This window comes from Methanofollis tationis (genome assembly GCF_013377755.1).
Lineage (GTDB): Archaea > Halobacteriota > Methanomicrobia > Methanomicrobiales > Methanofollaceae > Methanofollis > Methanofollis tationis.
The window spans coordinates 853,223-872,586 of record NZ_JABXWR010000001.1 but is presented as its reverse complement, the minus strand read 5'-3'; the positions used below and the strand labels follow the sequence as shown (position 1 = coordinate 872,586).

21 protein-coding genes are annotated in these 19,364 nt (G+C 63.5%); 15 read left to right on the top strand and 6 right to left on the bottom strand.

Translation table 11 applies throughout. The features are described from left to right. Positions 1–3 precede the first annotated feature (3 nt). Both HWN36_RS04470 and HWN36_RS04465 read right to left on the bottom strand, forming a co-directional pair. Entirely contained in the window at positions 4–1,170 is a 1,167-nt protein-coding gene (locus HWN36_RS04470) for a 4Fe-4S binding protein (RefSeq protein WP_176788261.1), read from the bottom strand. Positions 1,171–1,187: 17 nt separating this feature from the next. After that, complete coding sequence (locus tag HWN36_RS04465) at positions 1,188–1,460, bottom strand: 4Fe-4S binding protein (protein ID WP_176788260.1); 273 nt, start codon at positions 1,458–1,460, stop codon at positions 1,188–1,190. 345 nt (positions 1,461–1,805) lie between these two features. On the opposite strand from HWN36_RS04465, the gene fhcD reads away from it, so the two are divergent. The 12 genes from fhcD to HWN36_RS04405 all read left to right on the top strand — a co-directional run bounded on the left by fhcD (position 1,806) and on the right by HWN36_RS04405 (position 13,812). Continuing rightward, entirely contained in the window at positions 1,806–2,690 is an 885-nt protein-coding gene (gene fhcD, locus HWN36_RS04460) for a formylmethanofuran--tetrahydromethanopterin N-formyltransferase (protein WP_176788259.1), read from the top strand. 521 nt (positions 2,691–3,211) lie between these two features. Then, positions 3,212–4,177 carry a DUF1743 domain-containing protein gene (locus HWN36_RS04455; RefSeq protein ID WP_176788258.1) on the top strand — a complete coding sequence of 322 codons (966 nt, stop codon included), beginning with the start codon at positions 3,212–3,214 and terminating at the stop codon, positions 4,175–4,177. Then, the gene (gene mmp11, locus HWN36_RS04450) at positions 4,149–5,057 is read left to right on the top strand and encodes a methanogenesis marker protein 11 (protein WP_176788257.1); all 909 of its coding nucleotides are present in this window, start codon (positions 4,149–4,151) and stop codon (positions 5,055–5,057) included. The genes HWN36_RS04455 and mmp11 overlap by 29 nt, the downstream gene beginning before the upstream one ends. After that, the gene (locus HWN36_RS04445; protein WP_176788256.1) at positions 5,045–6,010 is read left to right on the top strand and encodes a radical SAM protein; all 966 of its coding nucleotides are present in this window, start codon (positions 5,045–5,047) and stop codon (positions 6,008–6,010) included. The genes mmp11 and HWN36_RS04445 overlap by 13 nt, the downstream gene beginning before the upstream one ends. A 2-nt stretch (positions 6,011–6,012) precedes the next feature. Next, positions 6,013–7,146, top strand: a complete 1,134-nt coding sequence (locus HWN36_RS04440; RefSeq protein WP_176788255.1) for a thiamine pyrophosphate-dependent enzyme — start codon at positions 6,013–6,015, stop codon at positions 7,144–7,146. After that, a complete protein-coding gene (locus HWN36_RS04435) occupies positions 7,127–8,257 on the top strand; it encodes a homocitrate synthase family protein (RefSeq protein ID WP_176788254.1) in 1,131 nt (376 codons plus the stop codon). The genes HWN36_RS04440 and HWN36_RS04435 overlap by 20 nt, the downstream gene beginning before the upstream one ends. Continuing rightward, positions 8,254–9,468, top strand: coding sequence for a 3-isopropylmalate dehydratase/homoaconitate hydratase family large subunit (locus HWN36_RS04430; RefSeq protein ID WP_176788253.1), 1,215 nt, complete (start codon positions 8,254–8,256; stop codon positions 9,466–9,468). Before HWN36_RS04435 ends, HWN36_RS04430 begins: the two co-directional genes overlap by 4 nt. Then, entirely contained in the window at positions 9,465–9,938 is a 474-nt protein-coding gene (locus HWN36_RS04425; protein ID WP_176788252.1) for a LeuD/DmdB family oxidoreductase small subunit, read from the top strand. Before HWN36_RS04430 ends, HWN36_RS04425 begins: the two co-directional genes overlap by 4 nt. After that, the gene (locus HWN36_RS04420) at positions 9,935–10,753 is read left to right on the top strand and encodes a DUF7714 family protein (RefSeq protein ID WP_176788251.1); all 819 of its coding nucleotides are present in this window, start codon (positions 9,935–9,937) and stop codon (positions 10,751–10,753) included. The genes HWN36_RS04425 and HWN36_RS04420 overlap by 4 nt, the downstream gene beginning before the upstream one ends. Continuing rightward, a complete protein-coding gene (locus tag HWN36_RS04415; protein ID WP_176788250.1) occupies positions 10,728–11,690 on the top strand; it encodes an isocitrate/isopropylmalate dehydrogenase family protein in 963 nt (320 codons plus the stop codon). Before HWN36_RS04420 ends, HWN36_RS04415 begins: the two co-directional genes overlap by 26 nt. A 69-nt stretch (positions 11,691–11,759) precedes the next feature. Beyond that, positions 11,760–12,602, top strand: coding sequence for a deoxyribonuclease IV (locus tag HWN36_RS04410; protein ID WP_176788249.1), 843 nt, complete (start codon positions 11,760–11,762; stop codon positions 12,600–12,602). Positions 12,603–12,684: 82 nt separating this feature from the next. Further along, a complete protein-coding gene (locus HWN36_RS04405) occupies positions 12,685–13,812 on the top strand; it encodes a CPBP family intramembrane glutamic endopeptidase (RefSeq protein WP_176788248.1) in 1,128 nt (375 codons plus the stop codon). Between the two features lie 138 nt (positions 13,813–13,950). Here HWN36_RS04405 and HWN36_RS04400 read toward each other — a convergent pair whose 3' ends face one another. Genes HWN36_RS04400 through HWN36_RS04390 form a run of 3 tightly spaced genes read right to left on the bottom strand, consistent with a single transcriptional unit; the run spans position 13,951 to position 15,684 of the window. Next, positions 13,951–14,673, bottom strand: a complete 723-nt coding sequence (locus HWN36_RS04400) for a PAS domain-containing protein (protein ID WP_176788247.1) — start codon at positions 14,671–14,673, stop codon at positions 13,951–13,953. A 40-nt stretch (positions 14,674–14,713) separates the two neighbouring features. Then, positions 14,714–15,319 (bottom strand): chemotaxis protein CheC, encoded by a 606-nt coding sequence (locus HWN36_RS04395; protein WP_176788246.1) that lies wholly within the window; start codon positions 15,317–15,319, stop codon positions 14,714–14,716. Beyond that, positions 15,316–15,684 (bottom strand): response regulator, encoded by a 369-nt coding sequence (locus HWN36_RS04390; RefSeq protein ID WP_176788245.1) that lies wholly within the window; start codon positions 15,682–15,684, stop codon positions 15,316–15,318. The genes HWN36_RS04395 and HWN36_RS04390 overlap by 4 nt, the downstream gene beginning before the upstream one ends. 252 nt (positions 15,685–15,936) lie before the next feature. On the opposite strand from HWN36_RS04390, the gene HWN36_RS04385 reads away from it, so the two are divergent. Continuing rightward, positions 15,937–16,560 carry a hypothetical protein gene (locus HWN36_RS04385; RefSeq protein WP_176788244.1) on the top strand — a complete coding sequence of 208 codons (624 nt, stop codon included), beginning with the start codon at positions 15,937–15,939 and terminating at the stop codon, positions 16,558–16,560. On the opposite strand, the gene HWN36_RS04380 is transcribed toward HWN36_RS04385, so the two are convergent. Then, complete coding sequence (locus HWN36_RS04380; RefSeq protein WP_176788243.1) at positions 16,555–17,466, bottom strand: metallophosphoesterase; 912 nt, start codon at positions 17,464–17,466, stop codon at positions 16,555–16,557. The two genes, HWN36_RS04385 and HWN36_RS04380, sit on opposite strands and share 6 nt — an antisense overlap. A gap of 320 nt (positions 17,467–17,786) precedes the next feature. Here HWN36_RS04380 and HWN36_RS04375 point away from each other — a divergent pair, with 320 nt between their 5' ends. Beyond that, on the top strand, positions 17,787–18,287 hold the full coding sequence (locus HWN36_RS04375; RefSeq protein WP_176788242.1) for a hypothetical protein: 501 nt from the start codon (positions 17,787–17,789) through the stop codon (positions 18,285–18,287). 59 nt (positions 18,288–18,346) lie between these two features. Continuing rightward, the gene (gene endA / locus HWN36_RS04370; protein WP_176788241.1) at positions 18,347–19,354 is read left to right on the top strand and encodes a tRNA-intron lyase; all 1,008 of its coding nucleotides are present in this window, start codon (positions 18,347–18,349) and stop codon (positions 19,352–19,354) included. Positions 19,355–19,364 lie beyond the last annotated feature (10 nt).

Here is a 19,364-nt window from a genome sequence, read left to right as displayed (position 1 = left end):
ACCTCACGCGTTATCGAGGGCCTTGAGTTCCACTTCGCCAGGGGCTACGCCTTCCTTGACCTTCGAGGTTCTCGGAGTCAGGAGTTTGTCCTTGATCCGCTTGAACAGGTCGGTCTCCTTGCCTTTGATCCTGATGCCGGTCCGCCTCAGGACGATGATGTCTTCACCAGGGCAGGCATTGACGCACGCGCCGCAGAGGATACAGAGATCCTTGTTGACGGCGATGTTTTCCTCCTTCTGGCCCTTCATCTGGGCTGCGGGCTCGGGGGACGGGAGGTAGATCGCGTTGGCCGGACAGATCTCCACGCAGGTGGAGCAGCCGCCCGGGCACTTCTCCGGGTGGAACTCGATCTCACCCTCGAAGATCTTCTCGACGGTGATCGCTTCGGTCGGGCAGTTGATCGCACACCAGCGGCAGGTGCAGCAGTCATCCTCGATGATCTCGACCTTGCCGGGGAGCTTCTTTGCTGAGACCTCGCGGTTGACCTTGATCGCCTCTTCGGGACAGGCTTCTACGCAGACCTTACAGGCATCGCAGAGGCTCTCCTCCCAGAGGACTTCGCCGTCGACCTTTCCGTTCTCAGCGGTGAACGCCTTGCGCTTGACCGTGATCGCCGGGCAGAGGTCGCCGCAGATACCGCAGATTGTGCACTTCTCGGTGTCGACCTCGAAGGTCGTCTTTGCCGTCAGTGCGCTCTGCCGGTCGCGGCCGTCCTCGCTGCCGCCTTCGAACGCGGGCACATCCCGGTCGATTGCGTCACGGGGGCAGACGTCCTCGCAGATGGTACACCTGACGCACTTCTCATCGTCGATCTTGGTGACCATGTCGTATTCGGGGAAACCTTCCTTTTCAACAATCGGAAGGCGCTCTTCACCGTCGATCTTAAGGGTCAGCGCGTTGAAGGGGCACATCACAACGCAGACACCACAGTACGAACACTTGACCTCGTCAATGTTCACCGGGGTTGCGTAGTCGATTGCACTCTTTCTCTTGGTCGCACCGACCATGCTGATCGCAATTGCATCCTCAGGGCAGGACTCCGCGCAGATACCGCAGCCTGTGCACCGCTGGGTATCCAGAACCAGGTGGTTGACCTGCTGGAGAAGTCTCTGCTCATTGATGATGTTTACACCATCTCTCTTCTTGGAGAATTTTGGAAATATCGCCATGAATTACCCTCACTCCTTTAACCTTGTGTCTGGGCACCTGGCCCGGACTGCATTGGTCCAACGACCAGTCGTATCACGTTGTATGGACACGCCTCGACACACACGCCACATCCGGCGCAGAGCTCGTGTTTGACGTCAAGGACGATTGCCTTGCCGTTCATCACCTTGTAGATCTTGTCTGTTGTGACAGGATCCACCGTGCTGAGCTCAAGTGCGCCTACCGGGCACGCGACCACACAATTGTTACAACCGGTACACCGCTCCATGTTTACATGCACTGCAAATGCCATGGTTTCACGCACCAGCTATCTCGATTAAAAATCGATTAAGAAAGAGTTGTCAAATAATATAGATAAACTTTCTGAATGAACCCGGCCGGAAAAAACCCATTTCCGGCGGTTGATCAATGATACTATGTTAATTGGGTGGTGGTATTAAATGCCCGTCAGGTCTGCCCCCCGGGAGCTCCTGCGTTGTGGGTTTGGGGTGAAACCGGGCTTTTTCCACCGGGCTGTCAGATCGCCGGGGCTGCCCGGGTGAGAATTAGAAATCTTCTTCTGCTCCCCTGATGCACACTCTATCAGTGTACATGGTGTACGGCAGCGTCCGGCACCTTTGCACATGAGGTGCACAAAATGGAATATAATGGTGTGACCATCGACGATGAGTATGCTGAAGCGTTCCCGACGTGGGTTTCCAGGATTATCATCACCGCTGTGACTGAAGACTGGGCGTACAGGGCTGCGAACGAGGCGACCGGGTTTGCGACCTCGGCGATCGGATGCCCCTGCGAGGCCGGCATCGAGGGATTCCTCTCGGGCGACGAGACCCCTGACGGCCGCCCGGGTGTTGCCATTCTGATCTGCGCGGGAAAGAAGAAGCTGAAAGAGCAGGTCGTCGAGCGTCTTGCTGAGTGCGTCCTCACCGCCCCGACCACGGCGGTCTTCGACGGTCTGCCCGAGGCCGAGGAGCGGATCGCGGTGAAGCTCCACTTCTTCGGCGACGGCTACGAGTACCAGAAAGAGGTCGGCGGCCGGAAGTGCTGGGCGATCCCGATCATGAACGGCGAGTATGTCGGCGAAGAGGACTTCGGCATCGTCAAGGGCGTTGCCGGCGGGAACTTCTTTGTGATGGGCGAGAACCAGATGGCGGCGCTCATGGGCGCCCAGGCGGCAGTCGATGCGATCGCCGGTGTCGGCGGCGTCATCACCTCGTTCCCGGGCGGCATCGTCGGTTCAGGATCGAAGGTCGGGAGCAAGAAGTACAAGTTCATGCCTGCCTCCACCAATGAGAAGTACTGCCCGACGCTGCGTGAGAAGGTCGAGGACACGAAGGTGCCCGAGGGCGTCAAGGCGATCTACGAGATCGTCATCGACGGCCTCGACGAGGACTGCGTGAAGGAGGCGATGGCCGAGGGCGTCAGGGCGGCATGCATGGTGCCCGGCGTCGTCTTCATCAGCGCCGGCAACTTCGGCGGCAATCTCGGCCCCTTCAAGTTCAACCTGAGGGACCTCTTCTAATTCTTTTTTCCATTATCTGGCTCTTCGCTTTTGTGTGGGGTATCCTCGACACCTTCGTTCTCTTCCGCTCAGGTCGATCGGGATCATGGGACTGTTTCACACGATGGGCTGCGAAGATCCGGAAAACGTTTCAGGCGTTCGAGTCTTCGCGCGAGTGGTTCGGCACGCCGGTGCCGGGGCGGTCGGAAAAACGGTATGCCCGGGACCGACCCGAGGGATCAGTACTTCGCTCTGACGTCCGACATCGAGCGATCCGGTCTCGCGCGACGACTTTGAACGGCGTTGGCAGCACCCGGACGTCGCGGCTTCGCCTCTTTTCGCGTGAGGCTCTCTCGCCCACCGTGCACAACGCTCACGCGAAGACGCGAAGATACGCGAAGGGAAGCCGATGATTTGATCTCCTGACGGCCGCCTCAACCATTTTAGCGAAGTACTGGGGATGCGATCAGCTGATTTTGTGACGATCCTTTTATACCGGATGACGCCGACCATTTCGTCAACGAAATTTTCGGTGTATGTCGATGATCACGCTCACGCCAGAGGATGTAAAGGCCCGGTTCGGGCCGCTGTTCGCGCAGAAGTTTATTGTCATGGTGGACGAGGGGGCCGGGATGGCCGAGATCCTGGAGACCTGCCGGCACCGCGGCACCATCGAGTGGGACATGATGAATCGGCGGCGTGCCGGGGGGGTGCTCGCCTCCGCCGGGGTGCAGGGGTCATCCATGACGATGCGTGCACGTCTCGGCCGCGAGGACGCCCATTTCGGTGCGGCGGGCAAGGAGATCGGCGGCCAGGCCCTTGAGGGTGTAGAGGTGCAGGGCGACGAGGTCGTAACCACCTGGGCCGGTATTGCGGGCGCCGGGGTCGGTGTCGCCGCCTGTCTCCCGCAGGCCCCGGGCGTGATCCGCGCCGAGTACCCGACCGAGGACGACCTCCGCATCGGCGGCGCTCGCGTCTGCCGTGTGCGGATCGTCTCGCCGGTCTATGAGAAGGTGACGATCGGGATCGACGACACCGATACGAAGGAGGATGGGGCGACCTGGGTGCTTGCCCTGAAGTGCGCCGAGGCGTGCAGGGTGGCCGGTGCCGAGTACCTTAATATGAGGCTTGTGCAGCTCAACCCGGCAGTGCCGAAGAAGACGACGAACTGCGTCGGATCGGTGCTGAACTTTGCTGTACGCCCGGGATCGGTCGATGAACTCCTGGCGTTCGTGAAGGACTACATCGAGACGAACGCAGTCTCGGGCGACACCGGGATTGCGTATTACCGGGGCATCGACGTCCCGCAGTCTGAATACGCCCGGAAGATCAAGACCGAGATCCTGGAGAGGGAGGAGGTCGAGGCCGAGGCCGAGCGGATCGGTGTCACCTTCATTGATTCGGCGCGGAGCAAGGGGCGGATCGGGGCCTTTGGTGCAGTTCTCTGGGGAAATTGCGGAGTGGAAGCGGCGGGGCTGTATGGAGAGCGACCTGAAGGCGGGATCTGAGGGGCTGCCTGACCCCTATGTGGTCTCTTATCCCCTGATCGTCGGGATCGCCGATCCCGGCGGCGACAGAATCGAGGTGGTGGAGTTCTACGAGTGCATCGGCGGGGCTCAGTGGGTGCGCCGCCACTATGCGCAGAGCCCGATCGTGCTCTCCGCCCGCAGCGTCGGGGGGACAACCCGCTATGTGCTCAGGGCCGGTGCGGCCCCACTCAACCTCGAAGGCTCCCGGTTCCCCGCGGGCATCGCTGGCGCCTCCGTGGACGGGGACGAGATCGCCGTCGCCTACCTGGGGATGGGCGGCGGCGGCGTGGGTGCGGCGGCGTGCCGGGCCCGCGCCGGCGGGGTGATCGGCGCCGACTGCGACGATTCAGGCGGGGGAAAAGTGGCGGGATCGACGATCCGCCTCCCCCGCAGGGAGCGGGTGATCATCGGGGTCGACGATACCGACACCCCTGAGGCCGGGGCCACCTGGACGCTCGTCCACAACATCGCAAAGGCCGTGGCCGACGATGCCTCGGTCTATCTCTCGCATACGATCGTCCAGCTCTTCCCGGTGCCGTTCAGGACGAAGAACTGCGTCGCCTGCGCGGTGGAGTTCGCTTCCACCGATCCCGACGGGCTTGTCGGGAGGTTTGCCGGTCTGCTCCGGCGGCACACCCTCTCTGAGGAGACCGGGATGGCCGTCCATATCGGCTTCGACCCGTCGCCCCTGCGGGCGTATGGTGAGGCGGTGAAACGCGGGCAGGTCTCCCGCGCCGACCTCGACGCCGTTTCAGGGCATGTGAGGGTCGTGATGGACGGCCGCGGCCTGATCGGGGCGGTGGCGGCGATTCCCTTCTATACCGAATTCGAGGAGGCGCTCGCCCTATGGACTGGCTGAACCTGAAGGCCGCACTGCTCGCAGAGGGGCGGGCGCGGATCGTGGGCGTCCCTGTGGGAGCGTATCTGGCGTCGTCCACCGCCGGGCCCGGTGCCGGCGGAAAAGGATCGATCTTTTTCTCGGTCGCGGGGCGGCGGGTCCGCCTCGCCGTCGATCCCGATGCCCCCCTTACGCTCATCCATGAGGGGAAGGGGAATGCCGTGATCCCGTTCAGGGGCGAGATGGTCAGGGGGGTGCTCGAGGCGCCGGGCCTCCACTGCCCGAGGCAGGCATACATCACCCTGTCTGAGCGGTGCATCTTCTCGTGCCGCTACTGTGCGGTGCCGGGAAGCGGCGGCCGGACGAAGACGACGGCCGAGGTCGTCGCCCTGGTGCGCTCGGTCCAGAACCGGATAGATGCCGTCTCGATCACCGCCGGGGTTGCGGAGAGTGTCGAGGAGGAGGAGCAGCGGGCGCTGGAGGTCGTCAGGGCGCTCGTTCCCTTCGGCCTTCCCATCGGGGTCTCGATATGCCCGACCAGGGATACCCCCCGCCTGCTCTGGGAAGCCGGCGTTGCCGAGGTGAAGTTCAATATCGAGGCGGCGACCCCTGGGATCTTCGCCGAGATGTGCCCCGGGCAGGACTGGAACCTGCTCTGGGAGGTGCTTGCGGCGTCGGTGCGGCTCTTCGGAAAGAACCACGTCCAGAGCAACATCATCGTCGGCCTCGGCGAGAGCGACGACGAGATGGAGGAGGCGGTAAGAAGGCTCTGCCGTCTGGGCGTGATCCCGGTCCTGCGCCCCCTCACACCCGCTGCAGGGCTGTCGCACTATCGCCGCCCTGACGCCTCCCGGCTGCTCAGACTGCACGCCGTCGCCGCGCGGGAGATGGCGGCGGCCGGGCTCGATGCTGCACAGGCCAGGACGATGTGCGCCGCCTGTGCAGGCTGCGACCTGATCCCCGGGAGGGACTGAGGGTGAACGGGGGGGAAGCGCTTGCGGCGGCCCTGCGCCTGGTTGCGGATCAGATCTACACGGTGCCAGGCTATCCGGTGACCGATGTCGCCAGAGCGGCCGACGCCGAGGTCTGCGTCAACGAGAAGGTCGCCCTCGAATACGCCCTCGGCGATTCGCTCGCCGGGCGGCGGGCGGCGGTGATCGTGAAAAACGTCGGCATGAACCTCCTCGCCGATCCCCTGGTGCAGGCGACGGCGCAGGGGCTCATCGCCGGTGTCGTGGTGGTGGCCGGGGACGATCCCCTCTGCCGCGCCTCGCAGACGGCGGAGGACTCCAGCCACTTCGGCCCTCTCGCCATGGTGCCGGTGATCGAGCCCGAGACCGACGTCTTTGCGTCGGTGGGGGCAGCTTTCGCCCTCTCCGAGCGCCTCTCGCGGGTGGCGGTCCTCAGGATGACGCCCGATACCCTCGCGGCCCGGGTGGGCGATGAACCCCTTGTGCCGCCCAGGACACCGGGCGCTCTTGCGCCCGGGTCCCTCACGATGCGAGGACGGTGGGAGCGGGCGCGTGCGGCGGCGGCCGCCGCGGTTCCTCCCCATCTGCCGGGCGTGCGGGTGACGCTCCCCGCAGTCGAGGCGCCGGCCGGCGAGCCCGAACGCTTCGCCGACCGCGGGTTTTCCCGTGGGCTCTGTCCCCACTGTCCGTATCACGCCCTGTTTGCCCTGCTCGCGGAGCGGGATATGCATCCAGCCTGCGACGCCGGGTGTTCGCTCCTCGCCATGAACCCGCCGTACGGGATCGGCGTTGCCTCCTACGGTCTCGGATCTGCCGTTGGGGTCGGGGCAAAGAGCACGGGCGTGGCCCTGATCGGGGACTATGCCCTTATCCACTCGGGGATCAACGCCCTCATCGACGTGTATGAGAAGGGGACGCCGCTCCTCTGTATCGTCCTTGCGAACAGCCGGATGGGCATGGTCGGGGGCCATGAGGCTCCTGACGTCCTGCGCTATATCGGGTGGACCGGCCCCATCGTCTGCGACGCCGCCGACACTGCGGTGCTCAGGCGACTGTTCCTGCCTGCGAACAGACCGGTAACCATTATCGTACGGGGCATATGCCCCGGCGGAGAGAGCCATGAGCATGTGGAATGTTGAGATCTGCGATGTCACGCTGCGTGACGGTGAACAGACGCCCGGCGTTTCGTTCACCTGCGAAGAGAAGATGGAAATCGCCGGGCTGCTTGACGGCATCGGCCTCGAGGTGATCGAGGGCGGGTTCCCTGCGGTCTCGTCGAGCGAACAGGAGGCCGTCAGGGCGATATGCCGCATGGGGCTCGAAGCCCGGATCTGCGCCCTGTCCCGTGCGAAGAAGGAGGATATCGACGCCGCCCTCGACTGCGGGGTGGATATGGTCTCGGTCTTCCTGCCGACCTCTGACCTCCATATCAGGCACAAGTACGGCAGGCCGCGCGATGAGGTGCTGATGGAAGCGATGGCAATGGTCGAGTACGCCCACGACCACGGCGTCGAGGTCAGGTTCGGGGCAGAGGACGCCTCCCGGACCGATCCGTTCTTCCTCCTCAGGGCATACCGGGAGGCGGTCTCGCACGGCGCCGACCTGGTCACCTTCACCGACACCGTCGGCTGCCTGATGCCGGTCGAGATCAGGGCCGCCGTGGAGGAGATCATCCCGTCGGTTTCGGTCCCGCTCTGCATCCACTGCCATGACGATATGGGGTGCGCCACGGCGAACACGATCACGGCGGCGGCGTCCGGGGCCTTCCAGCTCCACACCACCGTGAACGGGATCGGGGAGCGGGCAGGAAACGCCGCCCTCGAAGAGGTCCTGGTCCTGCTCGCCATGAAGGGGGGCATCAGCCGCTACGACCTCTCGCTCCTGCATAAACTCTCGGAGACGGTGGCGAAGGCCGCCGGTATGCCGGTCGCCAGAAACAAGGCGATCGTCGGGGCGCACGCCTTCTCGCACGAGAGCGGCATCCATATCGCGGCGATCCTGAAGGACCCGGAGACCTACGAATACGTGAAGCCCGCCCTTGTCGGCTGCGAGCGCACGTTCATCCTGGGCAAGCACACGGGCAGGCATGCCGTCAGGCACGTGGCCGCCTCCCTCGGCTACGACCTTGCCGAGGACGAGATCACCTGGGTGCTCGCCGAGGTGAAGAGGCGGAGCGAGGCGAAGTGCGCGGTGACCTCTGAACTGCTCCATGAGATCCTCTGTGCGGCGAGAGAGGGGGGCAGACAGTGAGCACCCTTTCAGAGCGGATCCTGGGCGCCGGAGCGGGTGCCTATGTGGACCGGGCCGTCGACCGGGCCTATGTCCATGACGGCACCGGGCTGCTCGCCCGCGCCGCCTGGACGGAGATCGGGTCTGGCGTCTTCACCGACCCGGACCGGCGCTACCTGATCTTCGACCATATCGTCCCGGCGAACACCTCGATGACCGCCGATCTCCAGCAGGAGATGCGGGAGTTCGCGGCCATGACCGGGATGCATTTCTTCGAGGTCGGTGCCGGCGTCTGCCATCAGGTGATGGCCGAAGGCCGCGCCCTGCCCGGCGAGGTGATCGTCGGGGCCGATTCGCACTCGTGCACCCTCGGCGCCCTCGGGGCGTTTGCCACCGGGGTCGGGGCGACCGACATGGCCGGCATCTGGGCGACCGGCGGCACCTGGTTCAGGGTGCCGGAAACGACCGGGATCTTCCTGGAAGGCGCCCTTTCCGGTGCGGCATCGGCAAAGGATGTCGCCCTCGCTTATGTCGGTGCCCTCGGGATGGACGGGGCGACCTACCGCGCCCTCGAGTTCGTCGGTGAGGGGGCAGTGTCCCTCTCCATGGCCGACCGCCTGACCCTCTGCAATATGGCGGTGGAGACCGGGGCGAAGGCCGGGATCTTCTATGCCGACCGGGTGACCCGCGATTACCTCGCAGGCTTCGGGATTGCGGCGGAGCAGCAGGCCCCGCACGCCGGCGGCTATCCGGACGAGATCGCGATCGACCTTGAGGACGTTGTCCCCCTGCTGGCCCTGCCGCCGCGGGTGGACACGGTCTGTCCGGTGGCCGAGAAAGAGGGCCTGCCGGTGGACCAGGTCTTCCTGGGCACCTGCACCGGCGGGCGCTACGAGGACCTTGCGGCCTTCGCCGCACTCGTGCGCGGAAAACAGGTGGCGGTGCGGACGGTTGTCGTCCCGGCCTCCCGTGCTGTCCTGATGCAGGCGGTCTCGACCGGCGTCCTTGCCGATCTTGTCGCCGCCGGGTGCGCCGTGGCGACGCCAGGGTGCGGACCGTGCCTTGGGGCTCATATGGGCGTGCTTGGAGAGGGCGAGGTCTGCCTCTCCACGGCGAACCGGAACTTCAAGAACCGGATGGGCGTCGGCGGGGAGATCTATCTCGCCTCGCCCATGACGGCGGCGGCAACGGCGCTTGCGGGTGCCATCACCTCACCGGAGGAGTTTTTATGAGGGGCATCGGGCGCGCCGTCTGTCTCGGCCGGGACATCGATACCGACCTGATCATCGCCGGGCGCTACCTGCGGACGAAGGACCGCTCGGTCTGGGCGGCGCACGCCCTCGAAGACCTCGATCCCGCCCTTGCAGGGAGACTCTCGGGGGCGGTGATCGTGGCGGGCGGCAATTTCGGCTGCGGCTCGTCGCGCGAGCAGGCGGCCATTGCCCTCAGGGACGCCGGGGTCGTCGCCGTGGCGGCGCCTTCGTTTGCCAGAATCTTTTTTCGCAACGCCGTCAACATAGGACTGCCTGTGCTCGAGTGCGAGATCCCCTGCAGGGACGGCGATCAGGTCACGTTCGACCTTGAAGAGGGCTGGATAGAGGCTGGCGGTATCCGCCGGGCCGTCAGCCCTCTTTCGCCGCGTATGCGTGCGATCCTTGCTGCAGGGGGCCTTGTACCGTTCCTGTGCGGAGGACCTCGATGATCTTTCCTGAAGAGTGCAAATATATCGGGCTTGCGAACGGCCGACCCCTGGGTAACCGCGTGTATTTTCTTTCCCGCTGGCTGATCAGGCAGACCGTGGACGGCTACGAGGTGCTCGCCGTCCGCCTCGCCGATGGTAAAGACCTGATGCGGGAGATCGTCGGCGAGGAAGTGCTGGCCACCCCGGACGAGACGATCCTCTATCCAGACCCGGTGAACTTCAACGACCGCGCTCTCCTGGTCAGGCTTGCGAAGGAGGGGGGCCACCGGTGCACGATCTTTCAGAGCCCTGACGAGTCCAGGATCTTCGTGATCGATCCTGAGCCCGCGGACCTCCTCACCGTGCACGTCTACGACATCATCCCGCCGCGGCCTCATCTCGCTGCCATCCTGGAGGAGCTTGAAGCGGTCGGGCTCTTCGGCGACCTCGGCATCGCCTTCGAGTACCATATCAGGGATATCAGGGATACGGCCGCCGAGGTCTATCCCTGCCGGGCCGGGGGGTTCGACCTGACCCTGGACACCGACCGCCTCGCGGGCACCGAGCGGGTGGCCGGATGCCTCACGGCGCGGCAGTTCTGCGCTGAAAACTATGGATCCGGCGTGGTGATCGACGAGATCTGCCCCCTGACGCAGGTGGCCGAGGAACCTTTCATCGCCCGGTGCTGCCGGGCCGACCGCGAGGGCGTCGGCGTCTGGAACGGGAAACTCGGCGGCGTCGTTCACTGGGGCGCCTCCCCCCACACGATCGATCGGATCCTGCGGGAGGCGCTCGCCTCATGGAGGGAGCATGAAGGTCGCAATCGTTCCGGGTGACGGGATCGGCCGTGAGGTCGTCCCGGTGGCCGAGGGCGTTCTCCGCTACATCCGCCCGGAGTGGGACTATTACCCTGTCGAGGTCGGTTACGGCCGCTGGGAGCGTTGCGGCGCCGCTATCGGTGCTGAGGAGATTCGGGCTCTTTCGGAAGCCGATGCGATCCTCTTCGGCGCCGTGACGACCCCGCCAGACCCGGATTACCTGAGCGTCCTTCTCCAGATCAGGCACGACCTCGACCTCTATGCGAATGTGCGGCCGGTGCGGGGGCCGGGCGTCGATCTCATCATTGTGCGGGAGAACACCGAAGGTCTCTATTCAGGGATCGAGTGGAGCCTGCCCGGGAGCGCCTGCACCCTGCGGGTGGTCACCGAGCGGGGGAGCCGGCGGATCGCACGCTTTGCCGCCGGGCTCGTGAAGGGTGGACACCTCACGATCGGGACGAAGGCGAACGTGATCAAGTCTGACGTCCTCTTCCGCCGGTGTGTGATCGAGGAGGCAGAGGCGGCGGGCGTGGCCTGGGAAGAGAAATACATCGACGCCCTCTGCCTGGACGTGCTGATGCACCCGGCCCGCTATGGGGTGATCGTGACCACGAACATCTTCGGCGACATCCTCTCAGACGCCGCCGGCTATCTCGTCGGCGGGCTCGGCATGCTCCCGTCGGCGAACATCGGGGATAAACACGCCTTTTTCGAACCGGTGCACGGATCGGCGCCGGACATTGCGGGGAGAGGAATTGCAAACCCGGTGGCGGCGATCCGATCTGCGGCACTGCTTCTTGCCCATTTCGGGTACGCGGACGAGGCGGTAGCCGTGGATGCGGCGGTGAACGCCGCCCTTGCCGCCGGGGTGCGGACGCCCGACCTCGGGGGGGCGGCCTCGACCGTGCAGGTGGGCGAGGCGGTGATCGGGCGGATCAGGGAATGGATGAGCTGACGCTCGCCTCCCTTTTTAACCCTGCTCCTTCCGGCAGCCTGATGAGGGCCGCCGCCCCACCCATCTCCCATGATCCGTGCCGGGTGCCATGTCTCGATCGCAGGATCCCTTGCCGACGCCGTGGAGAGGGCGGAGGAGCGGGGGTGCGACTGCTTCCAGATATTCTCGCGCAACCCCAGGGGCTGGCGGTTCAAAGATCTCACCGACGCCGAGATCGTCGGTTTCAGGGAGCGCCTCAACGCCTCGGGCCTCGGGCCGGTGGTGGACCACATGCCCTACCTCCCGAACCTCGCCTCGCCGAAGGAGGAGGTCTACGAAAAGTCGGTCGAGACCCTGACGGCCGAACTGAACCGGTGCGAGGCCCTCGGCATTCCGTACCTCGTCATGCACCTCGGCAGCCATCTCGGCACCGGGATCGAGGCGGGGAGAAAGCGCCTCGTCGATGGGATCCTTCAGGCGCTCGCCGCCGTTCCCGACGGGGTGCGCCTCCTCCTGGAGAACACCGCCGGCACGAAGAACGGCATGGGTGGTACATTCGAGGAGATCGCCCTGATCCTGGACGCCCTGCCCGAGGAGCGCACCGCCGTCTGCTTCGACACCTGCCATGCCTTCGCCGCGGGCTACGACCTGAGGGACGGGACGACGGTCGGCGAGACGCTCGACCACTTCGACGGGGCGCTCGGTCTGGAGCGCCTCTGCGTCGTCCACTGCAACGACTGCAAGGGTGGGCTCGGTTCGCATCTCGACCGGCACGAGCACATCGGCCTCGGTGCGATCGGCGAGGATGGGTTTGTGGCGTTTCTCGCCGTCCCGGCGATCCGGCGCCTCCCCTTGATCTGCGAGACGCCGGTGGACGCTTCCCGGGACGATGCCGGAAATATCCGCCGCCTGCGCGAACTGGCCGGGGCGTGAGGGGCGGTTCGATCGTCTATCCCGGTTGGTTCAGTCGATTATTTGTCCTTCTCTCTCCAATGAACATCTCTCTGGTACACCAATGGACAGAAACGCCTTTCATCCGTACCTGATCGCCCTCGTCCTCCTCGGGGCGGCGCTGGCGCTGGTCGCAGCATTTTCCGGAGACCCGCAGGGCGATGTCGCCCTTTTCTTCTCGACAGGGGCACAGGTCGCCCCGATCTTCGTGATCGCCCTCCTCGCCTTCCTTGCTCTCGACCGCCCCCGTCTCAGGCCGGTCGTCGCCGCCCTGACGGTTCTCTTTGTCCTCTCGCTTGCGCTGATCTCGTGGTTCTTCTCGCTTGCGCCGTGGCTCTCCCTGATGGATGTCGAGGAGCCCCCGCTCGATCTCGTTGTGGCGCTCGCCTCATCCCTGCTCCTCTGCCTCGGTGCGGCCGGGGTGAGCCTGCTCGGGTTCTCGGGCCGGGTCCGCATCCGCCTCGCACGCTACCTGCCGATCGATCCGGAAAACTTTGTCCACACCGTGGCCCTCGTGATCGTCGCCGCTCTTGCGCTCCTCCCCCTCGTTCCCCTTATGGTCCTCGGCTATCCCCCCCTCCTCGACCTGATAGGAAACCCGGCGTTCGCCCTCGGACCGCTCACCCCCGCGGAGGCGGCAAAGTCCGATGCTTACGGCCTGTTCTGGACCGTCATCGGCGCATTCATCGCCGTCGGCCTCTTTGTGAAGAGGTCGTTTACCGGGGCGCTCCAGCGCCTCGGCGTCGTCAGGCCGCCCCTCAGATCGATCGCTTTCGCCTTCGCCGCGGGGCTGGTGCTCGTCCTCCTCTTCTCCCTCGTTGACCATGTCATCGGCGCGATCTGGGGATATTTCGGTTGGTACGTCACCGATGAAGGGTATATGAGGGCGCTCTTCGGGTCGTACCTGACGCCGCTCGCCGCTGTCGTAGCGGCGATCGTCGCCGGTGTCGGCGAGGAGCTTGCGATCCGTGGTGTTTTGCAGCCTCGCTTCGGCATCCTGCCGTCGGTCCTTGTCTTCGCCTCCCTGCACGCCTACCAGTACGCCTGGGACGGCGTGCTCTCCGTTTTTCTTGCAGGGCTTGTCTTCGCCCTCCTGCGGGAGAGGACAAACACCTCGGTCTGCGCGATCACCCATGCCACGTATGATCTGGTGCTCTTCGCCCTCCTGATGGCCGGCATCGGGTGGGTGTAGGTCGGTGGCGCTCCGGGGGCGGAGGTTCCTGGAGCTCTGTTTTGCGTGGGACAGGGTGGGGAAGCCGGTGGCCGATAAAAATAGCGCTTTTTTGCCTCTCAGATCGATCTCTGGCACCGGCGCCGCGGAGGGTCCGGGTCAGGGACGATAGGATCCCTGGATGGTCTGAGGCATGAAATATCCCTGCTCCTGCCCGACATCCTGCTGCTCTTTGCGTGCGACCTCGATCAGTTCGGTCAGCCTCTTTTCTGTCGTTCTAATAGTCCCGATGGCATCGCGCAATTTTTTTCTGACGGCATCGCTGTCCCGCGCCTCCGCTTCCATCTCCTGCAAGATCGCCTCAATATCGGCCGCGACGCCGCTGAGCGGTTCTGTGAGCCTGGATGTATGCTCGGCGAAATAGGCCCTGAGATCCTCGTTGGCCGCCCTCAGTGCCAGCTCGGCTTTTCTCCGCTCCTCGAGTTCATGCAGCGTCTGGTTTCTCATCGCCCTGTATGATTTCACCTGCTGTGTCAGGGCACTCACGTCCTCACAGACGAACATCGCGTTAAATCTGCCTTTTTCTCCAGTTTCCAGGGGAATCAGGGTGGTGCGCTGGACCCGTATTGTGCCGTCCGGGAAATGCGAGGGGATCAGGCAGGTGTGGATCTGGGATGAGAACACCGTCGGGGCACCACCCTGGAGCACCTGTTCGATCCGGTCGATGAAGCCGGCTTTTTTCAGGCCCGGGAAGTGCTCGGTAATCTTCTGCCCCACAATCCCGGCGGCCGGTGTCCCGGTCCACTCTTCCAGGCAGGCATTCCAGTACCTGACCGTTAGACTGTCGTCGACGATGCAGATCCCGACCGGCAGCAGGTCCATCCCTTCCCATGTGCGGGCAGACCGGTTCTCACTCGTACTCTCACGCCCCTCTGACGGCCGCAATTTTTTCGAGGAGGCTATCGAGCGATCCGATCTCAAGGATCATTGCGATAATCCCTTCGACATTGATGTCTTCGACGTAAAAGCGCGTGTTGGCGAGCAGCACCCGCTCATCGGGATCGAATCTGGCGGTCCTGACGATGTTTGCCATCGTGTCCTCGACATACACCGGGGGCAGGTAGGTGATCTGCTGGCCGAGAACATTTCCGATCGATCCCATCACGCCATTGATAAAGATATTTCCGACCTCCATGAGGGTCTCGATCCTGATCGCATCGAGTTCGGGCAGATCCTCACTCTCGCCGGTGATCGCCATGACCAGGGCTGCCGCGCTCTCGGGGAGGAATATCAGTGCCGTTGTGCCGGTAAAAAATCCCCTGAAGTCGATCTTGACGGTTGCGGCACCCGTTCTCCCGGAAAGCCCTCCGGCCGAATCGAGTTCGTCGATTCTGATCACCTGGAGGGTCGGGACGTGGAGGGTGATGTGGGAGCAGGTGATCTCGTTCAGCATCGCCGCCGCTCTGCCGACGCCGATGTTCACCAGTTCCTTGACGGCGTCGAGATCTTCGGCGCTGAGGCCCTTCACGCCTCTTTCACCCCCAGCACCTCCCTGACCGTCGCAGAGAGTTCATCTTTTTTCACCGGTTTGTTGATGAATCTGGCCGCTCCCAGCTCGATGCATCTCTTTTTTGTTGAATCCTGAATGTCGGCGGTCAGGACGATGACCGGGACCCGGATCCCTCGCTCGCGCATCTCTGCCAGCACCTCGATTCCATCCATCTGGGGCATCAGCAGATCCAGGACCATCAGATCGGGCAGATCCCCGGCGAGGTATTTAAGGCCCTCCTGGCCGTTCTGAGCGGAGATGATCTCATAATCCTCTGCGGTGAGGATCGAGGAGATGATCTTTCTCTGAAAGGATGAATCGTCTATTATCAGCACGCGTGTCATCGTTCTCATCTCTTTTGCAGTATTGTATTGGGTTCGCAGGCATATATCGGCAAGAATAAAGAAAAGAGTTTGTATTGCCGGTGTGATCCGACCGGCGGGCAGGGCGAACTTTTATGAGGGGCTGAATGTAATGCGACGTGCGCTATTAATAATTTCTGTATCCCGCCCTGGAAATCACCTGAAAATTGAGATGCCGGAGAGCCCGGGCTGGTGGGAGACGTATATATTCAGACCCACCAAGAGCATCTATCGATGCCGCGCTCGTACCGCTCCCGGGGAAGATACCTCGCATACGCCGTGCAGGGTCTCATCCTCCTGAATGTGGGCTACAGCCTCTGGATCTGGGACATCTTTCTGGCACTGGTGGGCATGTTCGGCTTTTTTCTCACCACCGTTCCCTATATCGTCAGCAGGCGGGCCGAGATCTGCATGCCCTGGGAGGTGAACCTGCTCATCGCCCTCTCCCTGTACCTCCATGTGGCCGGGCATATCTCTGACTATTATGTGGTTTTTGCCCCCTACTACGACAAGATCGCCCACTTCGTCTCTTCGATCACGATCTCTGTCCTCGGCTTCGTGCTGGTGCTGCTCGTCGACCGCTACTCGGGTCTGCGGCTGACAAGGCCGATGATCGTCTTCTTCATCGTGATCTCTACGATGGGCCTCGGCGCCCTCTGGGAGATCTACGAGTACCTCTTCGACACCCTCTTCGCCACGGCCCTCCAGCACGGCCTCGACGACACGATGACCGACCTGATCTTCGACCTCTTCGGGGCGGTCATCATCGCCGCCGTCGGGAATTTCTACCTGCGGCGGCTGACAAAAGAGGAGATTACCGCTCTGTTCCTGAAACCCGGCACAAAAAAAGAGTTATGACAGAGCTGCGGGCGGTCCTATCGCCACGATCTCGGGAGGAGCGTTCAGCCGCAGGTCGGTCCTGAGGTTCGAGGTGGCAAGGCCGCGGGTGATATAGAGCGGCGCCCCCTCTTTCTGGACGAGACCGGAGAGTTCGAGGACGCCGTTGTCGTTCAACTCCTTCATGCCCGGCAGCATAATCTGCCCGCCGTGGGTGTGGCCGGCCAGGATGAGATCGGCGTCCCAGTCGACCGCCCGGCACTCGGGCTCGTGGATCAGGTAGATCGTGAAGGCGTCGGTCTCAGGCACCTGGGGGGGCGACGCCATCCCGGCCCATCCGTCGTCAACGCCGACGAGGAGGAGGGGCGTGCCGCCGATATCGAGGGTGAGATATTCGTTCCTGAGCACTCTGACCCCGTTCTCTTCGAGGACATCCGTGAGGGTGCCAGCGAGGGCGGCGTCGACCACCCCGTCCTTCAGGGCGCTCATATCGTAGCCTGCCGCCGTGCGGTCTGTCCCTGAGACAGCGATGATCTTCTGGAGCCCGCTGACGGCGTCGATCCCGGCCTTATAGTCGTGGTTGCCGAGCACGGCATAGACCGGGGCCTCGATCTCCTGCCAGACCGCCTGGAGAGAGAGGTCAGGGTCTTCGCCATAGACAAAATCCCCCCCGATAAGGACGATGGACGGGTGGAGGGCGTTAATCTCGCCGATCACCTCTCTGATATACTCGACATTGTCCTCCCTGAGGTGGGGATCGGCGATGAAGACGATCCCCTCGGGGGCGCCATCCATGACAAGATGCTTGACCGATGGGTGCTGCCCTTCCCATGCCATGTAGCCGAGAGTCGGGGGCGTGGCGAGAACGAGCACGATCGCAACAAGATAAAACGGAGAATATTTCAGTCGCGGCGGTTTCTGACCCATGGGTACCCGGGATGAGGGTCAGCGCTCTCGATATATAGGCAGTGGTGTGGCGGCAGTTCCCCCTGCGGCTCTGCGAGCGATCTGCTGCTCTTTTTCACCCTGATATCTGGCATATCGTATCTTTCCTCTCATACCGTCCGTCTGCTGCTCCCCTATGAGCAGGGACCCCCTCCGGGGATGGCGTTCGCCGCCGGAGCCTGAAGGGGCAGGGAGGGGCGCGGTCACCGTGTGATCAGGTGTCTGTACCGGATCTCTGATCCGGGCGATTGATATGATAACACGGTAAAAGATACTCGTTGAGAGGGATCTCGTCAGATACCATGGGGTTGAAGGGCCGCGAGCACCGCTCAGGGAACCATGAGCAGGAATCCGATACTATCCAGAGATTTTTCCGGCGCCCGTTTTTCCTGAGCCTCACCATCGGGATCCCGTTCTGCCTCTTCAAACTGCTCTTCGGCGTGAGTGCCGTCCGCATCGGATCATGTTCGCACCCTCTTCTCACGCTTTTTGGGTGGTGTGTCGTTGCGTGGGCGGGCATAGACCTCCTGATGAACGCCGGGCGGGCGGTTCTCGACCTTTCTGGAAAATCTTCTCCCTTCGATTACTGCACCATCGCACAGATCGGGCGGATCTTCCACATGCCGATGGTTTTTCTCGCCGTCGACACCCTCCTTTCGTTCTCGATCATCTGTGCCATGCTCTGGTCCGGGTGGATTGCGACGCTCAGTCTCTCTGAATCCTATCTCTGGTATGCCGCCACCACCCTGAACCTGATCAGCCTCTCCCTGGTGTCCCTGTACACCGAGATCAGGCGTGTGTGATCCCCCCGCGCAGCCACTCCCCATCTTTAATATCCGTGGCCCGCCCACCTTACCTCCACGTGAAGGCAACATTCGACGGCAAAAGCCTCCGTCTCGGGCAGGAGGGCATCTCCCTCTACGAGAGCGGGGGCTATGGCCGCCCCGAGAAAGGGGGGATCCGCCTCGCCCCCGAGGAGGGGCTCTACCTCCTCTGGCGGAACAGGATCGAGGTGGCCGACCATACCTTCTCAGGGCTCCTTGCTGATCTTTCAGGGGACACCGGATTTTTCAGGCGCTACCTCGTCTACCGCGACCTGCGGGAGCGGGGCTACGCCCTCCAGACCGGGCCGCATGATTTCCGGGTCTTCCGCCGGGGCGACCGGCCTGGAAAGGGTCAGTCCCAGTACCTCGTCAGGGTGCGGGCCGAGCGTGACCTGGTGGACTTCGATCAGATCGTCGCCGAGGTGGCGACGGCCGGGAACATGCGCAAACAGTACCTTATCGCGGCGGTGGACGACGAGGGCGAGCTCACCTACTATGAGGTGAAGGTCAACCACCTGGCCGAGGCCGGTCCTGAGGCGGGCGAGGGGAAGGCCGTTGGTGAAGCCTACGGTGCGGTCGTGCTGGTGCGCCCGGCCGAGGCCCCCTGGCTTGCTGCTGAGGGTTACGGCAAACTCCTCGACGCCGGGGAGATCCTGCTCTCCCCGGTCGAGACGCTGTACCTGATGGACGCGGGCCGCCTCACCCTCGTCCGGGGCGGCGCTCCCCTCTCCCGCGAGGCATACTATGGGATCGCCGCGGAGACCGACGGCGAACTCGGGGAGAAGGCGATCGTCTATGCCGACCTGCGCCGCCGCGGCTGCGGGCCGAAGACCGGCTACAAGTTCGGCCACCATTTCAGGGTCTACACTGCCGGGCTCCAGCACTCCCTTCTCCTCGCCCACGCGATCCCCGAAGGCACCGCCCTTCCGATGGCGGCGATCTCCCGCTCGGTCAGGCTTGCGAACAGCGTCAAAAAGAAGATGTTGTTTGCCTGTGTACATACAGACGACATTCAGTACATCGAATTTGCGCGAATAAAACTGTGAGATACGACTT

Excerpts from the sequence above, each read along its gene's own strand:
- HWN36_RS04470 (WP_176788261.1), bottom strand. The coding sequence starts at position 1,170 with ATGGCGATATTTCCAAAATTCTCCAAGAAGAGAGATGGTGTAAACATC.
- HWN36_RS04465 (WP_176788260.1), bottom strand. The coding sequence starts at position 1,460 with ATGGCATTTGCAGTGCATGTAAACATGGAGCGGTGTACCGGTTGTAAC.
- fhcD (WP_176788259.1), top strand. The coding sequence starts at position 1,806 with ATGGAATATAATGGTGTGACCATCGACGATGAGTATGCTGAAGCGTTC.
- HWN36_RS04455 (WP_176788258.1), top strand. The coding sequence starts at position 3,212 with ATGATCACGCTCACGCCAGAGGATGTAAAGGCCCGGTTCGGGCCGCTG.
- mmp11 (WP_176788257.1), top strand. The coding sequence starts at position 4,149 with ATGGAGAGCGACCTGAAGGCGGGATCTGAGGGGCTGCCTGACCCCTAT.
- HWN36_RS04445 (WP_176788256.1), top strand. The coding sequence starts at position 5,045 with ATGGACTGGCTGAACCTGAAGGCCGCACTGCTCGCAGAGGGGCGGGCG.
- HWN36_RS04435 (WP_176788254.1), top strand. The coding sequence starts at position 7,127 with ATGAGCATGTGGAATGTTGAGATCTGCGATGTCACGCTGCGTGACGGT.
- HWN36_RS04425 (WP_176788252.1), top strand. The coding sequence starts at position 9,465 with ATGAGGGGCATCGGGCGCGCCGTCTGTCTCGGCCGGGACATCGATACC.
- HWN36_RS04420 (WP_176788251.1), top strand. The coding sequence starts at position 9,935 with ATGATCTTTCCTGAAGAGTGCAAATATATCGGGCTTGCGAACGGCCGA.
- HWN36_RS04415 (WP_176788250.1), top strand. The coding sequence starts at position 10,728 with ATGAAGGTCGCAATCGTTCCGGGTGACGGGATCGGCCGTGAGGTCGTC.
- HWN36_RS04410 (WP_176788249.1), top strand. The coding sequence starts at position 11,760 with ATGATCCGTGCCGGGTGCCATGTCTCGATCGCAGGATCCCTTGCCGAC.
- HWN36_RS04405 (WP_176788248.1), top strand. The coding sequence starts at position 12,685 with ATGGACAGAAACGCCTTTCATCCGTACCTGATCGCCCTCGTCCTCCTC.
- HWN36_RS04400 (WP_176788247.1), bottom strand. The coding sequence starts at position 14,673 with ATGGACCTGCTGCCGGTCGGGATCTGCATCGTCGACGACAGTCTAACG.
- HWN36_RS04390 (WP_176788245.1), bottom strand. The coding sequence starts at position 15,684 with ATGACACGCGTGCTGATAATAGACGATTCATCCTTTCAGAGAAAGATC.
- HWN36_RS04385 (WP_176788244.1), top strand. The coding sequence starts at position 15,937 with ATGCCGCGCTCGTACCGCTCCCGGGGAAGATACCTCGCATACGCCGTG.
- HWN36_RS04380 (WP_176788243.1), bottom strand. The coding sequence starts at position 17,466 with ATGGGTCAGAAACCGCCGCGACTGAAATATTCTCCGTTTTATCTTGTT.
- HWN36_RS04375 (WP_176788242.1), top strand. The coding sequence starts at position 17,787 with ATGGGGTTGAAGGGCCGCGAGCACCGCTCAGGGAACCATGAGCAGGAA.